The following is a 19,333-nucleotide window of genomic DNA, read 5'->3' as shown; positions in this document are numbered from 1 at the left end:
CCGGCGTCCCGTCCGCACCTGCGTTCCACGGCTACTCCCCGCCGTGGTCCGCGCCCCCTTCGGCCGTCCCCGAGGACCCGCCCGCGACTTCGAGCGCTCCGGGCTGCTCGGTCGGCTCGGCCGCCGCCCTTACGACGACCCCGGTCTTCGTGCGGCGCCCACGCCGCTCGATCCAGGTCGCGAGCGAGGAGAGCGCGAGACACATCGCGATGTAGATCGCGCCGACGACGATGATGACCGCGGTGAAGGGGTTCTCTCCGTTGACGATGATGTTGTTGGCCATCGTCCGGGTGGCGTACAGAAGTTCCGTGTACGTGATGACGTAGCCGAGCGAGGTGTCCTTCAGGGTGACCACGAGCTGACTGATCACCGTCGGCAGCATGGAACGCGCCGCCTGGGGCAGCAACAGTGCTGTCATCACCTGGTACTTGCGCAGCCCGAGGGCGTACGCCGCCTCCGTCTGTCCCCGGGGCACCGCGTTGACACCCGCGCGGAAGACCTCCGCCTGCACACTGCCGTTGTAGATGGTCAGGCCGATGACAAGACCCCAGAACGCGGTGTTGTCGCCGACGACACCGAGGCCGTTCTTGTAGGTGAGGAACAGCACCCACAAGGCGTAGATGGTGATGAGCAGCGGAACGGCACGGAACAGCTCGATGAAACCGGTCGCGAACCAGCGGACCGGACGGTGCTCGGACAGGCGTGCCACGGCGAGGAGCAGCCCGAGCACCAGGGACAGCACGCCGGCCACGGCGAACACCTTCAACGTGGTCAGCACACCGTCGCGGATGTTGGTGCGCACGCCCGCGTTGTTGAAGATGTTCCAGACGGCGGGGTCCAGTTGGTTCTTGGCGTCGAGGCGGTACACGACGAAGGCGAGCAGGGCGGCCAGTGCCAGCGAGCCGAGCGCCGTGTAGAGGCGGTTGCGCAGGCGGGCCTTGGGGCCCGGCGCGTCGTACAGAACGCTCGAACTCATCGTGCGACCTCCAGGCGGCGCTCCAGCAGCCGGAAGAGACCGCTGAGCGAGAAGGTGATGACGAGGTAGCCCAGAGCCACCCACAGGAAGATCCAGGCGATCGGGTAGCCCTGGTCGCTCAGCATCTTCTGCACGCCGAACAGTTCGGTGACGCTGAAGGCGCCCGCGATCGCCGAGTTCTTGGTCAGGGCGATGAAGATCGAGCTGAGCGGCGCGATCACGGTCCGCGTCGCCTGCGGCAGGACGATCAGACGCAGGGTCTGCGAGAAACTCATGCCGAGCGAGCGGGCGGCCTCCGCCTGCCCCAACGGCACCGTGTTGACGCCCGACCGCACCGCCTCGCACACGAAGGCCGAGGTGTAGAGGCTCAGCGCCAGCAGGGCCTTCGTCCAGGGGCTCAGGCCCGGCAGGAAGATGACCGGGACGACGAACCAGGCGATGAGGAAGAGAAGCGTCAGGGGCGTGTTCCGGAAGAGGGTGACCCAGGCGGTCCCGAGCATCCGCAGCGGAGGCACGGGGGAGACGCGGAACCCGGCGATGATGACACCCAGCACCATGGCGAGGAGTCCGCTGGCCAGGGTCAGCAGCACGGTGCCTATGAAACCTTCGCGGAAGTCCGCGAGATGGTCGAGCAAAGCGTTCACGGGGAGGTCCTCGTGGCGGTGTACGGGCAGGGAAAGCCGCGTCCGGGCGGTACGCCGAACGGCGTACCGCCCCGCGTCGACGCTTCCGCGATGCGACGCCTCGGCAGTGCGTCAGTAGCGGTTGACGGCCGGCGGCTCCGAGTACGCGGAGCCGGAGAGGCCGAGCGTCGCCTCGTACGCCTTCTTGTAGTCGCCGTTCTGCTCGTGCTTCTCCAGCGCGTCGTTGACCGCGTCGCGCAGGGCCTTGTCGTTCTTGTTCATGCCCACGCCGTACGGCTCCTCGGTGAACGGCTTGCCGATCACCTTGAGCTTGGTGGGGCGCTGCGCGGCGTAGCCCTTGAGGATGGCGTCGTCGGTGGTGACGGCGTCGACCTCGTTGCTGAGGAGCTGCTGAACGCACTCGGAGTACTTGGACAGTTCGACCGTCTTCGCGCCGTACTTGGGCTTCTTGATCTCCTGGAGCGGAGTCGATCCCTTGATGGAGCACACGGTTTTGCCCTTGAGCGACTCGGGACCGGTGATGCCGGCCTCGTCCTTGCGTACGAGCAGGTCCGCGCCGGCCTTGAAGTACGGACCCGCGAAGCCGACCTGCTTCTTGCGCTCGTCGTTGATCGTGTACGTGCCGACGTACAGATCGACCTCGCCCTTGGAGATGGTGGTCTCACGGACGTTGGAGTCGACGGTCTTGAACTCGATCTGGTCGGGCTTGAACCCCAGGTCCGCGGCGACCATCGAGGCAATCTCGATGTCGAAGCCGGACCGCTTGCCGGTGGTGTCCTCGAAGCCCAGATACGGCTGGTCGTTCTTGGCGCCGATGACGAGCTTGCCGGCCTGCTGTGCCCTCTTCAGGGTGGCGGAGTCGATCTTCACACCGGTGGCGACGGCATACGTCGGCAGCTTGGGCGCGTTCGCTCCCGTGCTCGCGTCGGAGGGCTGGTCGCCGGCGTTGCCGGAGTCGCCGCCACAGGCCGTCAGGGTGAGCGCGAGGGTGGCGAGCACAGCCACGGAGGCGGACGTGCGGAACTTCATGAGGGGCATCCTTCGGTTCGGCGGATTCGTCGGTGCTTGGTTCCGGCCGGTCGTGGGAACCGGGCGGTGGCGGCGCTGAGCCGGAGTCAGTGGTGCAGGATCTTCGACAGGAAGTCCTTGGCACGGTCGCTGCGCGGATTGCTGAAGAACTGGTCCGGCACAGCCTCTTCGACGATCCTGCCGTCGGCCATGAAGACCACCCGGTTGGCAGCCGAACGGGCGAAGCCCATCTCATGGGTGACGACGATCATCGTCATGCCGTCCCGGGCGAGCTGCTGCATGACTTCGAGGACCTCGTTGATCATCTCGGGGTCCAGCGCGGAGGTCGGCTCGTCGAAGAGCATGACCTTCGGGTCCATCGCCAACGCCCGTGCGATGGCGACGCGTTGCTGCTGGCCGCCCGACAGCTGAGCCGGGTACTTGTCCGCCTGCGTGCCGACGCCGACGCGGTCGAGCAGGGCGCGGGCCTTCTCCTCCGCCGCCTGCTTGCCGGTCTTGCGGACCTTGATCTGCCCCAGCATCACGTTCTCGAGCACGGTCTTGTGCGCGAAGAGGTTGAAGGACTGGAAGACCATGCCCACATCGGCCCGCAGCCGGGCGAGCGCCTTGCCCTCCTGGGGCAGCGGGTTGCCGTCGATCGAGATGTCACCCGAATCGATGGTCTCCAGGCGGTTGATGGTGCGGCACAGGGTGGACTTCCCGGACCCGGAGGGCCCGATGACCACGACGACCTCGCCACGGGTGATCGTCAGGTCGATGTCCTGGAGCACGTGCAACGCGCCGAAGTGCTTGTTGACGCTCTTCAGGACGACCAGTTCGTCGGTCGCGGCCATGGCGTCCTTGGCCACCGATACTTCGGTCATCGCTTTTGGGCTCCGTCCTCCTCGGTTTCGGTGGACAGTAGTAACGCCGCATGACCAGCGTCATTACATCTGAGGGGAACTTGAGCATCACGATCCGGTAGCAATCGGACACGTGTCGTAGCAGTCCGTACGGACGCGCGTACCGGCTGGGTAACGGAAGCACCGAGCAACCCGAAGCCCCTTGACGCCGTCCTTGTCCATCGGCGTGACTTCCTTGGTGCACGCGCGTGCCCCACGTTCCGCAAGCAGCCACCGTACGACCGATGAACCGGAGGGGGTCGGAATGAGACTGCTCCTCGTCGAGGACGACAATCACGTCGCCGCCGCCCTGTCCGCGGTGCTGGCACGGCACGGCTTCGACGTCACGCACGCCCGCAGCGGCGAGGAAGCCCTGCGGGCGCTCGTCCCGGAGAGCGACGGCTTCGGCGTCGTCCTGCTCGACCTGGGACTGCCCGACCAGGACGGCTACGAGGTCTGCGGCAAGATCCGCAAGCGGACCGCCACGCCGGTGATCATGGTCACCGCGCGCGCGGACGTACGGTCCCGCATCCACGGTCTCAACCTCGGTGCCGACGACTACGTGGTGAAGCCCTACGACACCGGGGAACTGCTCGCCAGGATCCACGCGGTCAGCCGACGCACCGCCCACGACGACGCGGCGGCCCCCGGCGAGACCATCGTGCGGCTCGGCTCCGTACGCATCGAACTCCCCAACCGGCAGGTCACCGTCGACGGTTCGACGGTCCAGCTGACCCGCAAGGAGTTCGACCTGCTCGCGCTGCTCGCCCAGCGCCCCGGCGTGGTGTTCCGCCGGGAGCAGATCATCAGCGAGGTGTGGCGCACCAGCTGGGAAGGAACCGGGCGCACCCTGGAGGTGCACGTCGCGTCATTGCGCTCAAAACTGCGCATGCCGGCGCTGATCGAGACCGTACGCGGCGTCGGGTACCGGCTCGTCGCCCCGGCTTCGTAGCGGGCACGGGTGCGCACACGTCTTCTCCCGCTGCTCATCGTCCTGATGGCAGCCGTGCTGCTCGCGCTCGGCGTGCCGCTCGCGGTGAGCGTCGCGGCGGCCCAGCAGCAGCGCGTGGTCGTCGACCGCATCGACGACACCGCGCGCTTCGCGGCCCTCGCCCAGTACGTCACCGAGCCCCCGAGTCGCTCCCAAGGGGGTTTCCCGGACGAACGCGGCGAGACCCTGCGCACCGAACTGGTCCGCTACTACGAGGTGTACGGCATCCGTGCCGGTGTCTTCTACCGCAACGACAAGCCGATGGCCAACGCGCCGGACAACTGGATCCTGTCCAGGACGGGCGTGGCCCGCGACGCCTTCAACGAAGCGCTCGTCAGCCGCCGCAGCCACGACCCCGAACAGGTCTGGCCCTGGCAGCATCACCGTCTCGTGGTCGCCTCGCCGGTCATCAGGGACGGAGACGTCATCGCCGTCGTCGTCACCGACTCGCCCACCGGGCAGATGCGTTCCAAGACCCTGCACGGCTGGCTGATCATCGGCGCGGGTGAGATCGCCGCGATGCTCCTCGCGCTCGGCGCCGCGCTGCGCCTCACCGGCTGGGTGCTCAAACCCGTGCGCGTCCTCGACGCCACCACCCACGACATCGCGACCGGCCGCCTCAAGTCCCGGGTCGCGCCCTCCGGCGGGCCGCCCGAACTCCGGCGCCTGGCCCGGTCGTTCAACGAGATGGCGGACAACGTCGAGGACGTGCTGGAGCAGCAGCGCGCCTTCGTCGCCGACGCCTCGCACCAACTGCGCAACCCCCTCTCGGCGTTGCTGCTGCGCATCGAGCTGCTCGCCCTCGAACTCCCCGAGGGCAACGAGGAGATCGCGTCGGTCCGCACCGAGGGCAAGCGCCTCACCCAGGTGCTCGACGACCTGCTCGACCTGGCGCTCGCCGAGCACGCCGAGGCCGATGTGCGCCTCACCGACATCGGCGCGCTGGCCGCCGAGCGCGTGGCGTCCTGGCAGCCGGTCGCCGAGAGCAGGGGCGTGCGGCTGTCGGGGAACTGTCCGCCCACCACCGCGTGGGCCGACCCCGTCACGCTGTCCAGCGCCCTGGACGCGGTGATCGACAACGCGGTCAAGTTCACGCCCGAGGGGCAGAGCGTCGAGGTGACCGTCGCCTCGAACGGTGAGTCCTCGACCGTCGTGGTCACCGACGGCGGCCCCGGCCTCGGCGACGAGGACCTGGCACGCATCGGCGACCGTTTCTGGCGCAGCGCGGTCCACCAGAACGTCAAGGGCTCGGGACTCGGCCTCTCCATCTCGCGGGCCCTGCTCGCCGCGGGCGGCGGCTCCATCGCGTACGGCCACCACGAGCCGCACGGTCTGCGGGTGACGGTGACGGTACCGAGGGCGGGGCCGGTGACCTGAGGGACCGCGCGGGACGCGCCGGACCGCGGGGCGGCCCGCGCCGGACCGAGTGGCCCGCGCCGGACCGCGGGGCGGCCCGCGCCGGACCGAGTGGCCCGCCTGGGCTTCGGCCGCCCGTTGCCCGTGGAGCCGTGGCTCCGGCGGCCGGTGAAACGGAGGGCTTCCGCGGCGGGTGGCACCCCTCGCCCTCGGCGCCGCGGTGCACGGCTACGGCTACGGCTTGATCGACCGGTAGTAGCGGCGCGCACCCTCGTGCAGGGGCAGCGGGTCCGTGTAGATCGCCGTGCGCAGGTCCACCAGCTGGGCCGCGTGCACCACGGAGCCGATGTGGTCGCGGCTGGCGATCACCGTGCGGGTGAGCTCCTCGGTGAGCGTCGCGTCCGCGTCCTCCCTGGTGATCAGGAAGTTGGCCACGGCCAGCGTCTGCACGGAGGAGCCGCGCTGCGCCTCGGGATAGGCGTCGGCGGGCATCACGGCGGACCGGTAGTAGCGGGAGGCACCGCCCTGCTCGTGCAGCTTCTCGACGAGGTCGCTCCCGATCGGCACCAGCCGGATGTCGTCGGCCTTGGAGAGCTCCTGAACGGCGTTCGTCGGCAGGCCGCCCGACCAGAAGAAGGCGTCGATCTTGTGGTGCTTGAGCAGGTCGGGCATACGCGCGATGCCCTCGTCGAGGGGCTTGATGTCCGTGTCGGGGTCAAGACCCGCCGCCTGGAGCACATGGTTCGCGATCAGCCTCACCCCGGAACCGCCCGGTCCGACGGCTACCTTCCTGCCCTTCAGGTCCGCCACGGTCCGCACCGGTGAGGAGCGCGGGACCACCAGGTGCACATAGTCGTCGTAGAGCCGCGAGCAGCCGCGCAGCCGGCCCGACCCCGGCTTGTTCTGGAGGATGTACGTCTCCACGGCGTCGGCCGCCGCGATGGTGAAGTCGGCCTTGCCCGTGGCCACCCGGCTGACGTTCTCCTGTGATCCGTCGCTGTTCAGCAGCTGCACGTTCAGGTGTGGCATGTCCTTGGCGATGGCGCCCTGGAGGAGCTTGCCGTACATCTGGTAGACCCCGGTCGGGGTGCCCGTACTGAAGGTGATCGTCCCGTCCGGGGACTCCTCGCCCAGCGGCAGCAGCCACCACAGCAGCAGCCCGACGACCGCGAAGACGGACGCCGAGCCGAACAGCGCGCAGCGCCGGCCGATACGGGGGAGTGCCTGGAACATGCGCGCGATCCTGCCAGCCCCGGGCTGTCCTGGCCAGGGCCGGTCCCACAGGGGGGCTCCAACGGATCGGTAGGCTCGCCGAATGCAGTCGCCCTCCCCGTCCCGGGTTCCGCCGTCCACCGCTCCGGTGTCTCCCGGTTCCCCGGTACCTTCCCCGGCCTCCCTGGTCCGCGAGTTCCATCTCGCCTTCGGCCTCGAAGTCCGCGGCACCCCGGCCGAGGTCTCCCCGGAGCTCGCCGCACACCGCGGCGAGCTGCTGGCCGAGGAGGCGGCCGAGGTCGCCGAGGTCTCGGTCGCCGGCCCGCTCGACCGGCTGGCGCACGAGCTCGCCGACGTCGTGTACGTGGCCTACGGCACGGCCCTCGTCCACGGGATCGACCTCGACGCCGTGATCGCCGAGATCCACCGCGCCAACATGACGAAGCTGGGCCCCGACGGGGGTGTCACCCGGCGGGCCGACGGAAAGGTGCTCAAGGGCGAGCACTATCGCGCGCCGGACGTTTCGGAGGTGCTGCGGAGGCAGGGATGGAGCGCACCGGACTCGTGACTCCCGAGGCGCCCCGACGGGGAGGCCGCACGGCCGCCGCCACCGTCGTGGCGCCCCCCAGCGACGACCAGGAGTGTGTGTGGACCAGCCGGACGAACTCGATCTGCCCGTCGAAGGCGGAACCCTCCGTGTCCTGCGGTTCGGCAGGGGGCCGCGGACCGCTCTCGCGGCGCACGGCATCACCGGGTCCGGGATGGCGTTTCGCGCCATGGCCCGTCGACTCCCGGAGGAGTGGAGTCTGTTCGCGCCCGACCTGCGGGGCCGGGGCGGCAGCGCCGGCACCCCTGGCCCGTACGGCCTCGACCGGCATGCCGAGGACCTGTGCCGCCTGGCGCGGGACCTGGGCGCGGGCGGGCCGGTCGCGCTCACCGGGCACTCGATGGGCGCGTACGTCGCGCTGCGCGCCGCCGCGCGCCGGCCCGGGCTGTTCGACCGGCTGCTGCTCGTCGACGGCGGTCTGCCGCTGCCCGTGCCGCCCGGCGCCGACCTCGACGCGATCCTCGACGACACCCTCGGCCCCGCGCTGGCCCGCCTCGGCCGGACGTACGAGTCCGACGCGGCCTACGTCGACTTCTTCCGTGCCCATCCGGCGCTCGGCCCCCACTGGAACGCGGACATGGAGGCGTATGTGCGCTACGACGTCACAGGCCCCCGGGGTGCCCGGCGTTCCAAGGCTCGCGAGGAGGCCGTGCGGTGCGACGGACGTGATCTGCTGACGTCCGCCGGCCTGTTCGCCGCCGACCTCACAGGGCTCCGTGTGCCGGCGCTCCTGCTGCACGCGCCGCTCGGACTGCTCGGCCAGGAGCCGCCCATGCTCCAGGCCGCCGTGGTCGAACGCTGGACCGGCCGGTCCGGGCGCCTCCCCGCCGAGCTGACCGAGGGCTCCAACCACTACACGATCCTGCTCGGAACCGCCGCGAGGACGGTCGCGGACCGGTTCGTCGGCCTGGGCGGGTGATCAGCCCCACCTCGCACGCCCGGTGCCGGAGCCGTACGTCGCGTGATGGGTGACGGCCGGCGGGTGACGGGTGCCATGGCTCCGACGTCCGGACGTACTCCCGGCACCGCCTACCCTTGTCACATGAGCAGCGGCGACCGGAGTCAGGCAGTGGACGTTCAGGAATCCAAGACGTACGAAGTGCGCACCTACGGGTGTCAGATGAACGTCCATGACTCCGAACGGCTCTCCGGGCTCCTCGAGGACGCCGGGTACGTACGGGCGCCCGAGGGCGCGGACGGGGACGCGGACGTCGTCGTCTTCAACACCTGCGCCGTACGGGAGAACGCCGACAACAAGCTCTACGGCAACCTCGGCCGCCTCGCCCCGATGAAGACGAAGCGTCCTGGGATGCAGATCGCCGTCGGCGGCTGCCTCGCCCAGAAGGACCGCGACACCATCGTGAAGCGGGCACCCTGGGTGGACGTCGTCTTCGGCACGCACAACATCGGCAAACTGCCGGTCCTCCTGGAGCGTGCCCGCGTCCAGGAAGAAGCGCAGATCGAGATCGCCGAGTCCCTGGAGGCCTTCCCCTCCACGCTGCCGACCCGCCGCGAGAGCGCGTACGCGGCCTGGGTGTCGATCTCCGTCGGCTGCAACAACACCTGCACGTTCTGCATCGTCCCGGCTCTGCGCGGCAAGGAGAAGGACCGCAGGACCGGCGACATCCTGGCCGAGATCGAGGCCCTCGTCGGCGAGGGCGTCTCCGAGATCACCCTGCTCGGCCAGAACGTCAACGCGTACGGCAGCGACATCGGCGACCGCGAGGCATTCAGCAAGCTGCTGCGCGCCTGCGGGAAGATCGAGGGCCTGGAGCGCGTGCGCTTCACCTCGCCGCACCCGCGCGACTTCACCGACGACGTGATCGCCGCCATGGCGGAGACGCCGAACGTGATGCCGCAGCTGCACATGCCGATGCAGTCCGGGTCGGACACCGTCCTGAAGGCGATGCGCCGCTCGTACCGTCAGGACCGCTTCCTCGGGATCATCGAGAAGGTCCGCGCCTCCATCCCGCACGCGGCGATCACCACCGACATCATCGTGGGCTTCCCCGGCGAGACGGAGGAGGACTTCGAGCAGACCCTCCACGCGGTCCGCGAGGCCCGCTTCTCGGCGGCCTTCACGTTCCAGTACTCCAAGCGCCCCGGCACCCCGGCGGCCACCATGGAGGGGCAGATCCCCAAGGAGGTCGTCCAGGCGCGCTACGAGCGTCTCGTCGCCCTCCAGGAGGAGATCTCCTGGGACGAGAACAAGAAGCAGGTCGGCCGCGTCCTGGAGCTGATGGTCGCCGAGGGCGAGGGCCGCAAGGACGGTGCCACCCACCGTCTCTCCGGGCGCGCCCCCGACAACCGTCTGGTCCACTTCACCAAGCCCGACGAAGAGGTCCGTCCCGGCGACGTGGTCACCGTCGAGATCACGTACGCCGCCCCGCACCACCTGCTCGCCGAGGGCGCCGTCCTGGACGCGCGCCGCACGCGCGCGGGGGACGCCTGGGAGAAGCGCAACGCCGCCGAGGCCGCCAAGCCGGCGGGCGTCATGCTGGGCCTGCCGAAGATCGGCGCCCCGGCGCCGCTGCCGGTCGCCGCGGGCAGCGGCAGCGGCTGCGGCTGCGACTGACGGGGCCGGGACGGCAGGGGGACGCCGAACGCCCGCGGGGACGGGCGGTGGCGCACGTCCACAGGAACGGAGTGGGGCCAGGCGGATCGTCGGCGCGCGGCGTTACGCTGCGGCTCATGCTTGTAGCCGCCGCAGTCTGTCCCTGCCCTCCGCTGCTCGTCCCCGACGTCGCCGCCGGCGCGGCACCCGAACTGGACGCCGTGCGCGCGGCGTGCACGGACGCGCTGGGCGTGCTCGCCGCCTCCCGTCCCGACCTGCTGGTGGTCGTCGGCCCCGCCGGGAAGAGCGGTCGCGGACCGCATCCGGAGGGCACGCGCGGCTCCTTCAGCGGCTTCGGGGTCGACCTCGACGTATGTCTCGGCCGCCCGGACGCGGCGCGCTCGAACCCCGCTGGGGCGAGCGCCAATCCCGGTGATGCGAGCGTGAATCCCGTTGGGGCGAGCGTGAGTTCCGGCGCGGCGGGGGCGAGCCCGGATGCCTCGGAACGCGCGCTGCCGCCCTCCCTCGCCGTCGCCGCCTGGCTGCTGGAGCGCACCGGTTGGTCCGACGCCCCGGTGGAGGGACTCGGAGTCGGAGAACCCCTGGAGGCCGAGGAGTGCGTCCGAGCGGGGAAGCACATCGGCGGGCGGGCCGGGCGGGTGGCCGTGCTGGTCATGGGTGACGCCAGCGCGTGCCGGACGCTCAAGGCGCCGGGCTATCTCGACGAGCGTGCGGCGGACTTCGACGCGGAGGTCGCGAGGGCGCTCGGGGCGGCGGACGTCGCGGCCCTCAAGTCGCTGGACGCCTCTCTGGCGTACGAGCTGAAGGCCGCGGGGCGTGCCCCCTGGCAGGTCCTCGCGGGCGCGGCCGAGGGCGCGGGGCTCGGCGGCGCCCTGCTCTACGACGACGCTCCGTACGGGGTGGGATACCTGGTGGCGGCCTGGTCGTAGGAGCCGGAGCGGAGCCTGGGCCGTAGCCGCGTCCGAGGGCGCGCGCGGCGCCTTGGGCCGTACGAGCGGGAAGCGCCGCCGGGGTGCGCCCCGGCGGCGCTCCGCGCCGGTACGCGGGCTCTCCGCGCCGGCTCGCGGGGTCTCTCCGTCGGCTCCCGGTGCCTCTCTCCGGCGGCCCCCGGGACGGGACGGGCTCTCCGACGTGCCGTCAGCCGTGCCGGTGGCGGACACAGGGCACAGCGTCGGATACGGCGTCCCGGACTAGCCGTCAGCGGTGTACCGGCCCGGACGAGCGTTCCGCCCCGTACCGGCCCGGACGAGCGGTCGGGCATACCGGCCCGGACCCGGCGGCCGCGGCGGACGGCCGGAAGCAGCCTGAGCGCTTCGCGGCCGTCCGCCGATGCGCGGGTCGTTCAGGAAGCCCGAGGCGGGGTCGGCATGTCCGGCGGGCTCGCGGCTCCGCCGCCGTCCTTGTGCGCGAGGCGGTCCATGGCGTCCTTCGCCTTGCCCGTGCCCGTCCGGATCTTGTCGCTGTACTTGTGCCCGGTCTTCTCGTCGACCACCTTCGCGGCCTTGTCGAGGCCGTGAGTGACCTTGTGCCCGTGCTGCTGCGCGAGCCCGGAGACCTTGTCCTTGGCGGGCTCCAGCCTGGCTTTCAGATCGTCCATCAGACCCATGGTTCGCCTTCCCTCGCGGGACAGTTACGTCCGGGATCCCTTGCCGGTCTCGTTGTCGGCGGCCTGCTCGGCGGTCTGCTGCTTGGGGATGTCGACGTCCTCGGTGGTGACGGCCCCGGTGGTCCCCGCCGCCGCCTCGCCCTCGTTCACGGACGAGTCCTCCTTCTCGGACGAACCCTTCACCTCCGTCGACACCTCCGCCTGTGCGGCGACCGTCTGTGCGGCGACCGCCTCTGCGGCGACCGGTTGCGCGGCGGCCCGCGCCTCGGCGGGCGGTGCCTCCTCCGTAGCCCTTGACCTCCGGAGAATTCGTTCAAAAACGCCCATATCGGCTCCATATGTTACTCGTGAGGGCGAAATTCCGCGTCGCCCGGTGCGTCCCATTGCGTCACCCGGGTCACCGGTTCTCGAAACCGGCGGCCGGAACCTCGCAAGAGGGAACGAACCCGGACCCCTGGCGTCACGTAACTCGTTGGGGAAGAGGTCCCCGGGTTTGCGAGACTGGGACCGTGAGTAGCGCACCCCCCGCACCCAGGGTCATCGCCGTCGTCGGACCGACCGCGGCAGGAAAGTCCGATCTGGGCGTTTTCCTCGCTCGGCACCTCGGAGGCGAGGTGGTCAACGCCGACTCCATGCAGTTGTACCGAGGGATGGACATCGGCACCGCCAAACTGACGCCCGACGAGCGCGGCGGCGTCCCGCACCACCTCCTGGACGTCTGGGACGTGACGGTCACCGCGAGCGTCGCCGAGTACCAACGGCTCGCCCGCGCCCGGATCGACGCGCTGCTCGCCGAGGGGCGCTGGCCGATCCTGGTGGGCGGGTCCGGACTCTACGTCCGCGGGGCCGTCGACAAGATGGAGTTCCCCGGCACCGACCCGGCCGTGCGCGCCCGCCTGGAGGAGGAGCTCACCCTGCGCGGCTCCGGAGCGCTGCACGCACGGCTCGCCATGGCCGACCCCGGGGCCGCCCAGGCGATCCTGCCCAGCAACGGCCGCCGTATCGTCCGGGCCCTCGAAGTCATCGAGATCACCGGCAAGCCCTTCACCGCGAATCTGCCCGGCCACGACTCCGTGTACGACACCCTCCAGATCGGTGTCGACGTGGCGCGCCCCGAGCTGGACGAGCGCATCGCGCGCCGGGTGGACCGGATGTGGGAGGCCGGGCTCGTGGACGAGGTGTGCACGCTGGAGGCGCAGGGCCTGCGCGCGGGGCGCACGGCTTCCCGCGCGCTCGGATACCAGCAGGTCCTCGCGGTGCTCGCCGGCGAATCCACCGAGGACGCGGCCCGCGCCGAGACCGTTCGCGCCACCAAGCGCTTCGCGCGCCGTCAGGATTCATGGTTCCGGCGCGACCCCAGGGTGCATTGGCTCAGTGGGGCTGCGGCGGACGTCACGGAACTTCCGGAACTCGCACTGGCGTTGGTCGAACGACCGGTCACAGCCTGATCACGTCATGGCATCGGGACGCTCCGGCCGTCATCCGGGCCTCCGGTGCCGTGCCATCATCAAGCTTCGATCGACCAGTGAAGTCCGAGTTGGGAGGGCGCGTGGCGATGGAGGCCGGCCCTCGCGACACTGCACGAGGCACTGAGTACGGTGCTGATCCGGACGGAGTTCGTCTGAGCATCGATCCGGACGCCGATCCCGGCGTCGAGGCGGAGCTGGACGGAGAGCGTCTGAGCTCCGACGGCCCCGAGGACACCCCCGGCGGCGTGATCGCCGACGGCCCCGAGCCCGGCGCGATGTCCCCGGAGCCGGAGGTCGAGGTCGAGCTGCGCCCGCAGCGTCTGCTGCGCATCTGGCAGCTCGCGCCCATCGTGGCGCTGGCCGCCACGGGCTCCCTGATGTTCGCCTTCCCGCTCGCCTTCGAGTTCGGCGACGGCGGTGCCGTGGTCGCCATGCTCGGACTGCTGATCTGCCTGTGCGCGGCCGGCTGGGGCATGATGGCCGCCCGCCGGGTCGGCTACGCCCTGCCGGGCCTTCCGCCGCGCGGCTCCGGACGACGCGCCGACTGGCGGGTGGTGATCGCGTACGTCGTGGTCGTCGCCGCGGTCGCCGTGCTCGCCGTATGGCGCGTGGCCCGACTGCGCTGACCCCACGGGTCCGGTCCACCGGGACGCCGGCCCGATCCGGGTCCCTGTCCCGGCATGTCGGTCCGCCGTCCACGCGAGTGCCGAGCGACCCCGCGGATACGTGACGCGGCGAACTCCTCGGTCCGCCGCGCGAGAGTGCCGAGCGCCGCGTCGGCCCGGCTGTCGTGCCTACCGTCGCCCCGCGGCGGCCAGACCGTCGGACCCACCCCGTACGATCGAGGAATGAGCACGCGGATCGCCTTCCTCAAGGGGCACGGGACCGAGAACGACTTCGTGATCATCCCGGACCCGGAGAACCTCATCGACCTGCCTCCGGCCGCTGTCGCCGCCCTGTGCGACCGCCGCGCGGGCATCGGCGGTGACGGGCTGCTGCACGTCGTGCGGTCCGCCGAGCACCCCGAGGCCGAGGCGATGGCGGCCGAGGCGGAGTGGTTCATGGACTACCGCAACGGCGACGGCTCGGTCGCCGAAATGTGCGGCAACGGCGTGCGTGTGTTCGCGCACTACCTCCACCGCGCCGGATATGTGGCCGAAGGCGACAGCGCGGTCGCCACGCGCGGGGGCGTGAAGACCGTGCACATCGCCAAGGACGGCGACGTCACCGTCGGCATGGGCAAGGCGCTCCTTCCCGAAGGAGAGGTCACGGTGAGCGTCGGCGGGCGCAGCTGGCCCGCGCGCAACGTGAACATGGGCAACCCGCACGCCGTCGCCTTCGTGGACGACCTCGCGCACGCCGGGAACCTGTTCACGCCTCCGCCGTTCAGTCCGCAGTCGGCGTACCCGGACGGGGTCAACGTCGAGTTCGTGGTCGACCGGGGGCCACGCCATGTCGCCCTGCGGGTCCATGAGCGAGGCTCCGGCGAGACCCGCTCCTGCGGCACGGGCGCGTGTGCGGTGGCCGTCGCCGCGGCGCGCCGCGACAACGCCGACCCCGCGGTGACCGGCTCCCCGGCGACGTACACCGTCGACGTGCCCGGCGGACGCCTGGTGATCACCGAACGCGCGGACGGCGAGATCGAGATGACGGGCCCCGCGGTGATCGTCGCCGAGGGCGAGATCGACGCGGAGTGGCTGGACGGCGCCCTGCGCTGAGAAGCGCGGCGGGGCCGACCGCACCGGTTCGATGCCGGCCGATCCGGTTCGCCGCCGTTCGACGTCACTGGTCGGACGTCGTACGTCCATGCCGTCTCTTCCGGAAGTTCGAAACCGTAAACCCCAAATCCTTCGCTCGAATGGGTGATCCGTTTCACGCTCGGCGAGAGGCGGTCAGCCGGGCGTGGTGGGGTCGGTAGCATCAAGCACCGGCCCGGACGGGGGATCGACACCATCCCCTGAGCCGAGTACGCCATGGGGCACCCGTCCGCCGGTCTTACGCAGCCGGAGGTGCCCATGAGTGCGGAGGCGACGAATCCCGCGACGCCAGGCCCTGCAACGCCCGCTCCCCAGCGCCCGGCGTCGCTCGAGCCGGCGGTGCCCCCGGCGCACCGCAGGAAGTCGCGTCCCCGGATCGACCTGCGCCGGCTGGGGCGGGCCGCGCTGCTCGGGCCCGCGACCCGCGACCGGCTGCCGGACGCGATCGGGCATGTGGCCGAGGCGCACCGCGCCCACCACCCCGACGCCAAACTCGACCCCCTGCGCCGGGCTTACGTGCTCGCGGAGTCCTCGCACCGCGGCCAGATGCGCAAGAGCGGCGAGCCGTACATCACGCACCCGCTCGCCGTGACCCTGATCCTCGCCGAACTCGGCGCCGAGACCACGACGTTGACCGCGTCCCTGCTCCACGACACCGTCGAGGACACGGAAGTGACGCTCGATCAGGTACGGGAGCAGTTCGGCGACGAGGTCTGCTATCTGGTCGACGGCGTCACCAAGCTGGAGAAGGTCGACTACGGCGCCGCCGCCGAACCGGAGACCTTCCGCAAGATGCTCGTCGCGACGGGCAACGACGTCCGGGTGATGTCGATCAAACTCGCGGACCGCCTGCACAACATGCGGACCCTCGGCGTCATGCGCCCCGAGAAACAGGCGCGGATCGCCAAAGTGACCCGGGACGTGCTGATCCCGCTCGCCGAGCGCCTCGGCGTGCAGGCACTCAAGACCGAACTGGAAGACCTCGTCTTCGCGATCCTGCATCCCGAGGAGTACGCGCACACCCGGGAGCTCATCTCCGGGAACGAGAACCGAGACGACGACCCCCTCGCGGAGATCGCGGAGGAGGTACGCGTGGTTCTGCGTGACGCCGGGATCCAGGCCGAAGTCCTCATAAGGCCACGGCACTTCGTCTCCGTGCACCGGGTGTCGCGCAAACGCGGCCCGATGCGCGGAGCCGACTTCGGACGTCTCCTGGTGCTCGTGAACGAGGACGCCGACTGTTATGGCGTCCTCGGTGAACTGCACACCTGTCTCACCCCGGTGGTGTCGGAGTTCAAGGACTTCATCGCGGTCCCCAAGTTCAACCTGTACCAGTCGCTGCACACGGCCGTCACCCGTGGCGACGGCCAGGTCGCCGAAGTCCTCATCCGCACGCACCAGATGCACAAGGTCGCCGAGGCCGGAGTCATCGCGCTCGGCAATCCCTACGCTCCGCCGTCGGAGGACCAGCCGGACGGCGGCGGGGAGCGCCCCTTCGACGGTGAGCGCGCCGACCCCACCCGCCCCGGCTGGCTCTCCCGGCTGCTCGACTGGCAGCAGGGCGCCCCGGACCCGGACACGTTCTGGTCGACGCTCCGCGAAGACCTCGCCCAGGACCGCGAGATCACCGTCTTCCGCGCGGACGGGGGCTCGTTGGGCCTCCCGGAGGGCGCCAGTTGCGTCGACGCCGCGTACGCGCAGTACGGCGAGGACGCGCACGCCTGCATCGGCGCCCGCGTCAACGGCCGCCTGGCGACGCTGAGTACGGTCCTGAAGGACGGCGACACCGTTCAGCTCCTCATGGGCCAGGACCCCGCCTCCGAGCCGTCCAGGGAGTGGCTGGAGCACGCGCACACGGCCGCCGCGCGGATCGCCATCCAGCGCTGGATGGCCACGCACCCCGCACCCGGCGACGAGGAGGCGTCCGGAACCTCCGCCACGGGTCCCAGGCCGTCCGCCGAGGCTCCGGCCCGCCCCGCCGAGGCGCAGGCCGCCCGCCCCGCGAGCGCCGTCGCCGACCCGCCCGGCGCGTCCGTACGCATGGCCGGCTGCTGTACGCCCGTACCGCCCGACGAGGTGACCGGCTTCACCGTCCGCGGGGGAGTGGTCACCGTGCACCGCGTGGAGTGCGCCGGAGCGGCGCGCATGAAGAGCGCGGGGCGCCCGGAGGTCGGTGTGCGCTGGGGGGACACCACCGAGTGCCGCGTCACCCTGGTCGCCGAGTCCTTCGGACGCCCGCACCTGCTCGCCGACCTCACCGAAGCCATCGCGGCGGAGGGCGTCGCCATCGTCTCCGCGACCGTCGAACCCCCGAGCCAGCAGCGCGTGCGCCACACGTACACGCTTCAACTCCCGGACGCGGCACGCCTCCAGGTCCTGATGCGCGCGATGCGCGATGTGCCCGGCGTGTACGACGTGAGCCGCGCCCAGCATCCGGCGACGGCAGCCCAGTAGCGACGGAGAGACGGCAGCCCGGTAGCGACCGGGCGACCGCGGCCGAGGAGAGATCGGGCGCCCGCGCGGCCCAGTGGAAGTCGGGCGACCGCGTTCCGGTGACATCGCGCGCCCGCGGCCCGGTGGACACCGCGCGCCGGGCCGCCGGTTCCGGCTTCCGCGCGCTGGCCCCAATGAGTCTCCGGACCGACCCGTTCGGGTGGGCCGGTCGCGAGTCGTCGGCGCGGGACCGGCGCGCGCTGGTAGCGGTGGTCCATGCCGCTCAACCCCACCCCCACGCCCGCACGCCCGAGGAGCCGCCGCGTCACGGCGGCCCTGCTCTCCTCGGCCGTCTCCGTCTGTCTGATCGCCGCGAGCGCCCCGGACCCGGCCGTGCCCCTGGGGGTCGGTGACCGCTTGTTCCCCACCCTCGGCAACCCCGGGTACGACGTCGAGTCGTACGACCTCGACTTCACCTACGCCGGCCGCAACGACAAGCCGCTCACGGCCGTCACCACGATCGACGCCCTGACCACCGGCCCGCTCGACCGCGTCAACCTCGACTTCGCGCACGGCACCGTGCGATCGGTCGAGGTCAACGGAGCCCCGGCCGACTTCGCGAAGGCCGGCGACGACCTGGTGGTGACACCGGCCGAGCCGCTGCCCACGGGGAGCGCGCTGCGTATCACCGTGCGTCACACCAGTGATCCGGTCAGCGCGAAGGGCCGGGACGGCGGCTGGGTACGGACGAAGGACGGGCTCGCGATGGCCGGCCAGGCCGACGCCGCGCACCTGGTCTTCCCGTGCAACGACCATCCCTCCGACAAGGCGATGTTCACCATCCACGTGACGGCCCCCGACACGTACACGGCCGTCGCCAACGGTCTGCCCGAGGGCGTCCACCGGGCCCGCGGGGCCACGACCTGGACGTACCGGACCGAGCACCCCATGGCCACCGAGCTGACCCAGGTGTCCATCGGCCACTCCGCGGTGCTGCACAGGCAGGGGCCGCACGGACTGCCCGTACGCGATGTGATCCCCCGCGCCGACCGTGCGGCGCTCGAACCGTGGCTCCGCAGGACCCCCGGCCAGATCGCCTGGATGGAGAGCAAGGTCGGGCGGTACCCCTTCGAGACCTACGGGCTGCTGATGGCCCAGGCGCAGACGGGCTTCGAGCTGGAGACGCAGACGCTGTCGCTCTTCGAGAAGGAGCTCTTCACCGAGCCCGCGTACCCGAAGTGGTACGTCGAGTCGATCATGGTGCACGAGCTGTCGCACCAGTGGTTCGGGGACAGTGTCAGTCCCCGCGCCTGGTCCGACGTATGGCTCAACGAAGGGCACGCCACCTGGTACGAAGCCCTGTACGCGGAGGAGAAGGCGAACAAGCCCATGGAGAAGCGGATGAAGGCGGCCTACCGGCTGTCCGACTCCTGGCGCGCCACCGGCGGGCCGCCCGCGAAGCCCGAGGGACCCAAGCCCGGCCACAAGATCAGCATCTTCCGCCCGAACGTCTACGACGGCGCGGCGCTGGCCCTGTACGCGCTGCGCCAGGAGATCGGGCGCCCGGCCTTCGAACGGCTGGAGCGGACGTGGGTGAGCGTCAACCGCGACGGCGTGGCCTCGACGGCCGACTTCGTGGACCTCGCCTCCGCCGTCGCCGCGCGCGATCTGACCGGGTTCTTCAAGGCGTGGCTGTACGACAGGAAGACACCGCCGATGCCGGGTCACCCGGACTGGAAGAGCGACGCCCCGAAGGCACGTAAGGCACACAGGAGCGCGTGAGGAATCGGCGCCCGC

18 protein-coding genes are annotated in these 19,333 nt (G+C 71.0%); 11 read left to right on the top strand and 7 right to left on the bottom strand.

The window, feature by feature from the left end:
* Positions 1-31: 31 nt before the first annotated feature.
* From ACFYW8_RS09295 to ACFYW8_RS09280, 4 genes are all read right to left on the bottom strand, one after another.
* Complete coding sequence (locus tag ACFYW8_RS09295; protein WP_365869094.1) at positions 32-976, bottom strand: amino acid ABC transporter permease; 945 nt, start codon at positions 974-976, stop codon at positions 32-34.
* Positions 973-1,620 carry an amino acid ABC transporter permease gene (locus ACFYW8_RS09290; RefSeq protein WP_365869093.1) on the bottom strand — a complete coding sequence of 216 codons (648 nt, stop codon included), beginning with the start codon at positions 1,618-1,620 and terminating at the stop codon, positions 973-975. The genes ACFYW8_RS09295 and ACFYW8_RS09290 overlap by 4 nt, the downstream gene beginning before the upstream one ends.
* A 111-nt stretch (positions 1,621-1,731) precedes the next feature.
* The gene (locus ACFYW8_RS09285; protein WP_389069508.1) at positions 1,732-2,649 is read right to left on the bottom strand and encodes a glutamate ABC transporter substrate-binding protein; all 918 of its coding nucleotides are present in this window, start codon (positions 2,647-2,649) and stop codon (positions 1,732-1,734) included.
* An 86-nt stretch (positions 2,650-2,735) separates the two neighbouring features.
* On the bottom strand, positions 2,736-3,512 hold the full coding sequence (locus ACFYW8_RS09280) for an amino acid ABC transporter ATP-binding protein (RefSeq protein WP_365869090.1): 777 nt from the start codon (positions 3,510-3,512) through the stop codon (positions 2,736-2,738).
* A 283-nt stretch (positions 3,513-3,795) separates the two neighbouring features.
* Between ACFYW8_RS09280 and ACFYW8_RS09275 the strand changes: the two genes are divergently transcribed.
* Entirely contained in the window at positions 3,796-4,482 is a 687-nt protein-coding gene (locus ACFYW8_RS09275) for a response regulator transcription factor (protein WP_365869089.1), read from the top strand.
* Positions 4,483-4,491: 9 nt separating this feature from the next.
* Complete coding sequence (locus ACFYW8_RS09270; RefSeq protein WP_365869088.1) at positions 4,492-5,898, top strand: HAMP domain-containing sensor histidine kinase; 1,407 nt, start codon at positions 4,492-4,494, stop codon at positions 5,896-5,898.
* A gap of 213 nt (positions 5,899-6,111) precedes the next feature.
* Here ACFYW8_RS09270 and ACFYW8_RS09265 read toward each other — a convergent pair whose 3' ends face one another.
* Positions 6,112-7,110 (bottom strand): TAXI family TRAP transporter solute-binding subunit, encoded by a 999-nt coding sequence (locus tag ACFYW8_RS09265; protein WP_365869087.1) that lies wholly within the window; start codon positions 7,108-7,110, stop codon positions 6,112-6,114.
* Positions 7,111-7,192: 82 nt separating this feature from the next.
* Between ACFYW8_RS09265 and ACFYW8_RS09260 the strand changes: the two genes are divergently transcribed.
* The 4 genes from ACFYW8_RS09260 to ACFYW8_RS09245 all read left to right on the top strand — a co-directional run bounded on the left by ACFYW8_RS09260 (position 7,193) and on the right by ACFYW8_RS09245 (position 11,200).
* Positions 7,193-7,657 (top strand): MazG nucleotide pyrophosphohydrolase domain-containing protein, encoded by a 465-nt coding sequence (locus tag ACFYW8_RS09260; protein WP_365869086.1) that lies wholly within the window; start codon positions 7,193-7,195, stop codon positions 7,655-7,657.
* Positions 7,658-7,736: 79 nt separating this feature from the next.
* Positions 7,737-8,615 (top strand): alpha/beta hydrolase, encoded by an 879-nt coding sequence (locus ACFYW8_RS09255; protein WP_389069496.1) that lies wholly within the window; start codon positions 7,737-7,739, stop codon positions 8,613-8,615.
* Positions 8,616-8,738: 123 nt separating this feature from the next.
* A complete protein-coding gene (miaB, locus tag ACFYW8_RS09250; protein ID WP_389069491.1) occupies positions 8,739-10,271 on the top strand; it encodes a tRNA (N6-isopentenyl adenosine(37)-C2)-methylthiotransferase MiaB in 1,533 nt (510 codons plus the stop codon).
* Between the two features lie 116 nt (positions 10,272-10,387).
* Positions 10,388-11,200, top strand: coding sequence for a class III extradiol dioxygenase subunit B-like domain-containing protein (locus tag ACFYW8_RS09245; RefSeq protein ID WP_389069488.1), 813 nt, complete (start codon positions 10,388-10,390; stop codon positions 11,198-11,200).
* Between the two features lie 413 nt (positions 11,201-11,613).
* Here the strand turns inward: ACFYW8_RS09245 and ACFYW8_RS09240 are convergent, their stop codons facing one another.
* Positions 11,614-11,877 (bottom strand): antitoxin, encoded by a 264-nt coding sequence (locus ACFYW8_RS09240; RefSeq protein WP_389069486.1) that lies wholly within the window; start codon positions 11,875-11,877, stop codon positions 11,614-11,616.
* A 24-nt stretch (positions 11,878-11,901) separates the two neighbouring features.
* Positions 11,902-12,204 (bottom strand): hypothetical protein, encoded by a 303-nt coding sequence (locus ACFYW8_RS09235; protein WP_389069484.1) that lies wholly within the window; start codon positions 12,202-12,204, stop codon positions 11,902-11,904.
* Between the two features lie 182 nt (positions 12,205-12,386).
* Between ACFYW8_RS09235 and miaA the strand changes: the two genes are divergently transcribed.
* The 5 genes from miaA to ACFYW8_RS09210 all read left to right on the top strand — a co-directional run bounded on the left by miaA (position 12,387) and on the right by ACFYW8_RS09210 (position 19,318).
* Positions 12,387-13,325 (top strand): tRNA (adenosine(37)-N6)-dimethylallyltransferase MiaA, encoded by a 939-nt coding sequence (gene miaA, locus ACFYW8_RS09230; RefSeq protein WP_365869080.1) that lies wholly within the window; start codon positions 12,387-12,389, stop codon positions 13,323-13,325.
* Positions 13,326-13,432: 107 nt separating this feature from the next.
* Positions 13,433-13,972 carry a hypothetical protein gene (locus tag ACFYW8_RS09225; RefSeq protein ID WP_365869153.1) on the top strand — a complete coding sequence of 180 codons (540 nt, stop codon included), beginning with the start codon at positions 13,433-13,435 and terminating at the stop codon, positions 13,970-13,972.
* Between the two features lie 222 nt (positions 13,973-14,194).
* On the top strand, positions 14,195-15,064 hold the full coding sequence (gene dapF, locus ACFYW8_RS09220; protein WP_365869079.1) for a diaminopimelate epimerase: 870 nt from the start codon (positions 14,195-14,197) through the stop codon (positions 15,062-15,064).
* A gap of 297 nt (positions 15,065-15,361) precedes the next feature.
* The gene (locus tag ACFYW8_RS09215; protein WP_389069481.1) at positions 15,362-17,557 is read left to right on the top strand and encodes a RelA/SpoT family protein; all 2,196 of its coding nucleotides are present in this window, start codon (positions 15,362-15,364) and stop codon (positions 17,555-17,557) included.
* 255 nt (positions 17,558-17,812) lie between these two features.
* On the top strand, positions 17,813-19,318 hold the full coding sequence (locus ACFYW8_RS09210; protein ID WP_389069479.1) for a M1 family metallopeptidase: 1,506 nt from the start codon (positions 17,813-17,815) through the stop codon (positions 19,316-19,318).
* Positions 19,319-19,333 lie beyond the last annotated feature (15 nt).

Source organism: Streptomyces sp. NPDC002742, assembly GCF_042888885.1.
Lineage (GTDB): Bacteria > Actinomycetota > Actinomycetes > Streptomycetales > Streptomycetaceae > Streptomyces.
Note: the sequence above shows the minus strand (reverse complement) of the source record. Positions and strands in the feature narration are given on the sequence as shown.

What these genes read in the sequence shown, in the direction of transcription:
- ACFYW8_RS09235 (WP_389069484.1), bottom strand. Translation starts at nt 12,204, where the DNA reads ATGGGCGTTTTTGAACGAATTCTCCGGAGGTCAAGGGCTACGGAGGAG.
- ACFYW8_RS09295 (WP_365869094.1), bottom strand. Translation starts at nt 976, where the DNA reads ATGAGTTCGAGCGTTCTGTACGACGCGCCGGGCCCCAAGGCCCGCCTG.
- ACFYW8_RS09265 (WP_365869087.1), bottom strand. Translation starts at nt 7,110, where the DNA reads ATGTTCCAGGCACTCCCCCGTATCGGCCGGCGCTGCGCGCTGTTCGGC.
- ACFYW8_RS09280 (WP_365869090.1), bottom strand. Translation starts at nt 3,512, where the DNA reads ATGACCGAAGTATCGGTGGCCAAGGACGCCATGGCCGCGACCGACGAA.
- ACFYW8_RS09245 (WP_389069488.1), top strand. Translation starts at nt 10,388, where the DNA reads ATGCTTGTAGCCGCCGCAGTCTGTCCCTGCCCTCCGCTGCTCGTCCCC.
- ACFYW8_RS09215 (WP_389069481.1), top strand. Translation starts at nt 15,362, where the DNA reads ATGAGTGCGGAGGCGACGAATCCCGCGACGCCAGGCCCTGCAACGCCC.
- ACFYW8_RS09260 (WP_365869086.1), top strand. Translation starts at nt 7,193, where the DNA reads ATGCAGTCGCCCTCCCCGTCCCGGGTTCCGCCGTCCACCGCTCCGGTG.
- miaB (WP_389069491.1), top strand. Translation starts at nt 8,739, where the DNA reads ATGAGCAGCGGCGACCGGAGTCAGGCAGTGGACGTTCAGGAATCCAAG.
- ACFYW8_RS09275 (WP_365869089.1), top strand. Translation starts at nt 3,796, where the DNA reads ATGAGACTGCTCCTCGTCGAGGACGACAATCACGTCGCCGCCGCCCTG.
- ACFYW8_RS09285 (WP_389069508.1), bottom strand. Translation starts at nt 2,649, where the DNA reads ATGAAGTTCCGCACGTCCGCCTCCGTGGCTGTGCTCGCCACCCTCGCG.
- dapF (WP_365869079.1), top strand. Translation starts at nt 14,195, where the DNA reads ATGAGCACGCGGATCGCCTTCCTCAAGGGGCACGGGACCGAGAACGAC.
- ACFYW8_RS09240 (WP_389069486.1), bottom strand. Translation starts at nt 11,877, where the DNA reads ATGGGTCTGATGGACGATCTGAAAGCCAGGCTGGAGCCCGCCAAGGAC.
- ACFYW8_RS09225 (WP_365869153.1), top strand. Translation starts at nt 13,433, where the DNA reads ATGGAGGCCGGCCCTCGCGACACTGCACGAGGCACTGAGTACGGTGCT.
- ACFYW8_RS09210 (WP_389069479.1), top strand. Translation starts at nt 17,813, where the DNA reads ATGCCGCTCAACCCCACCCCCACGCCCGCACGCCCGAGGAGCCGCCGC.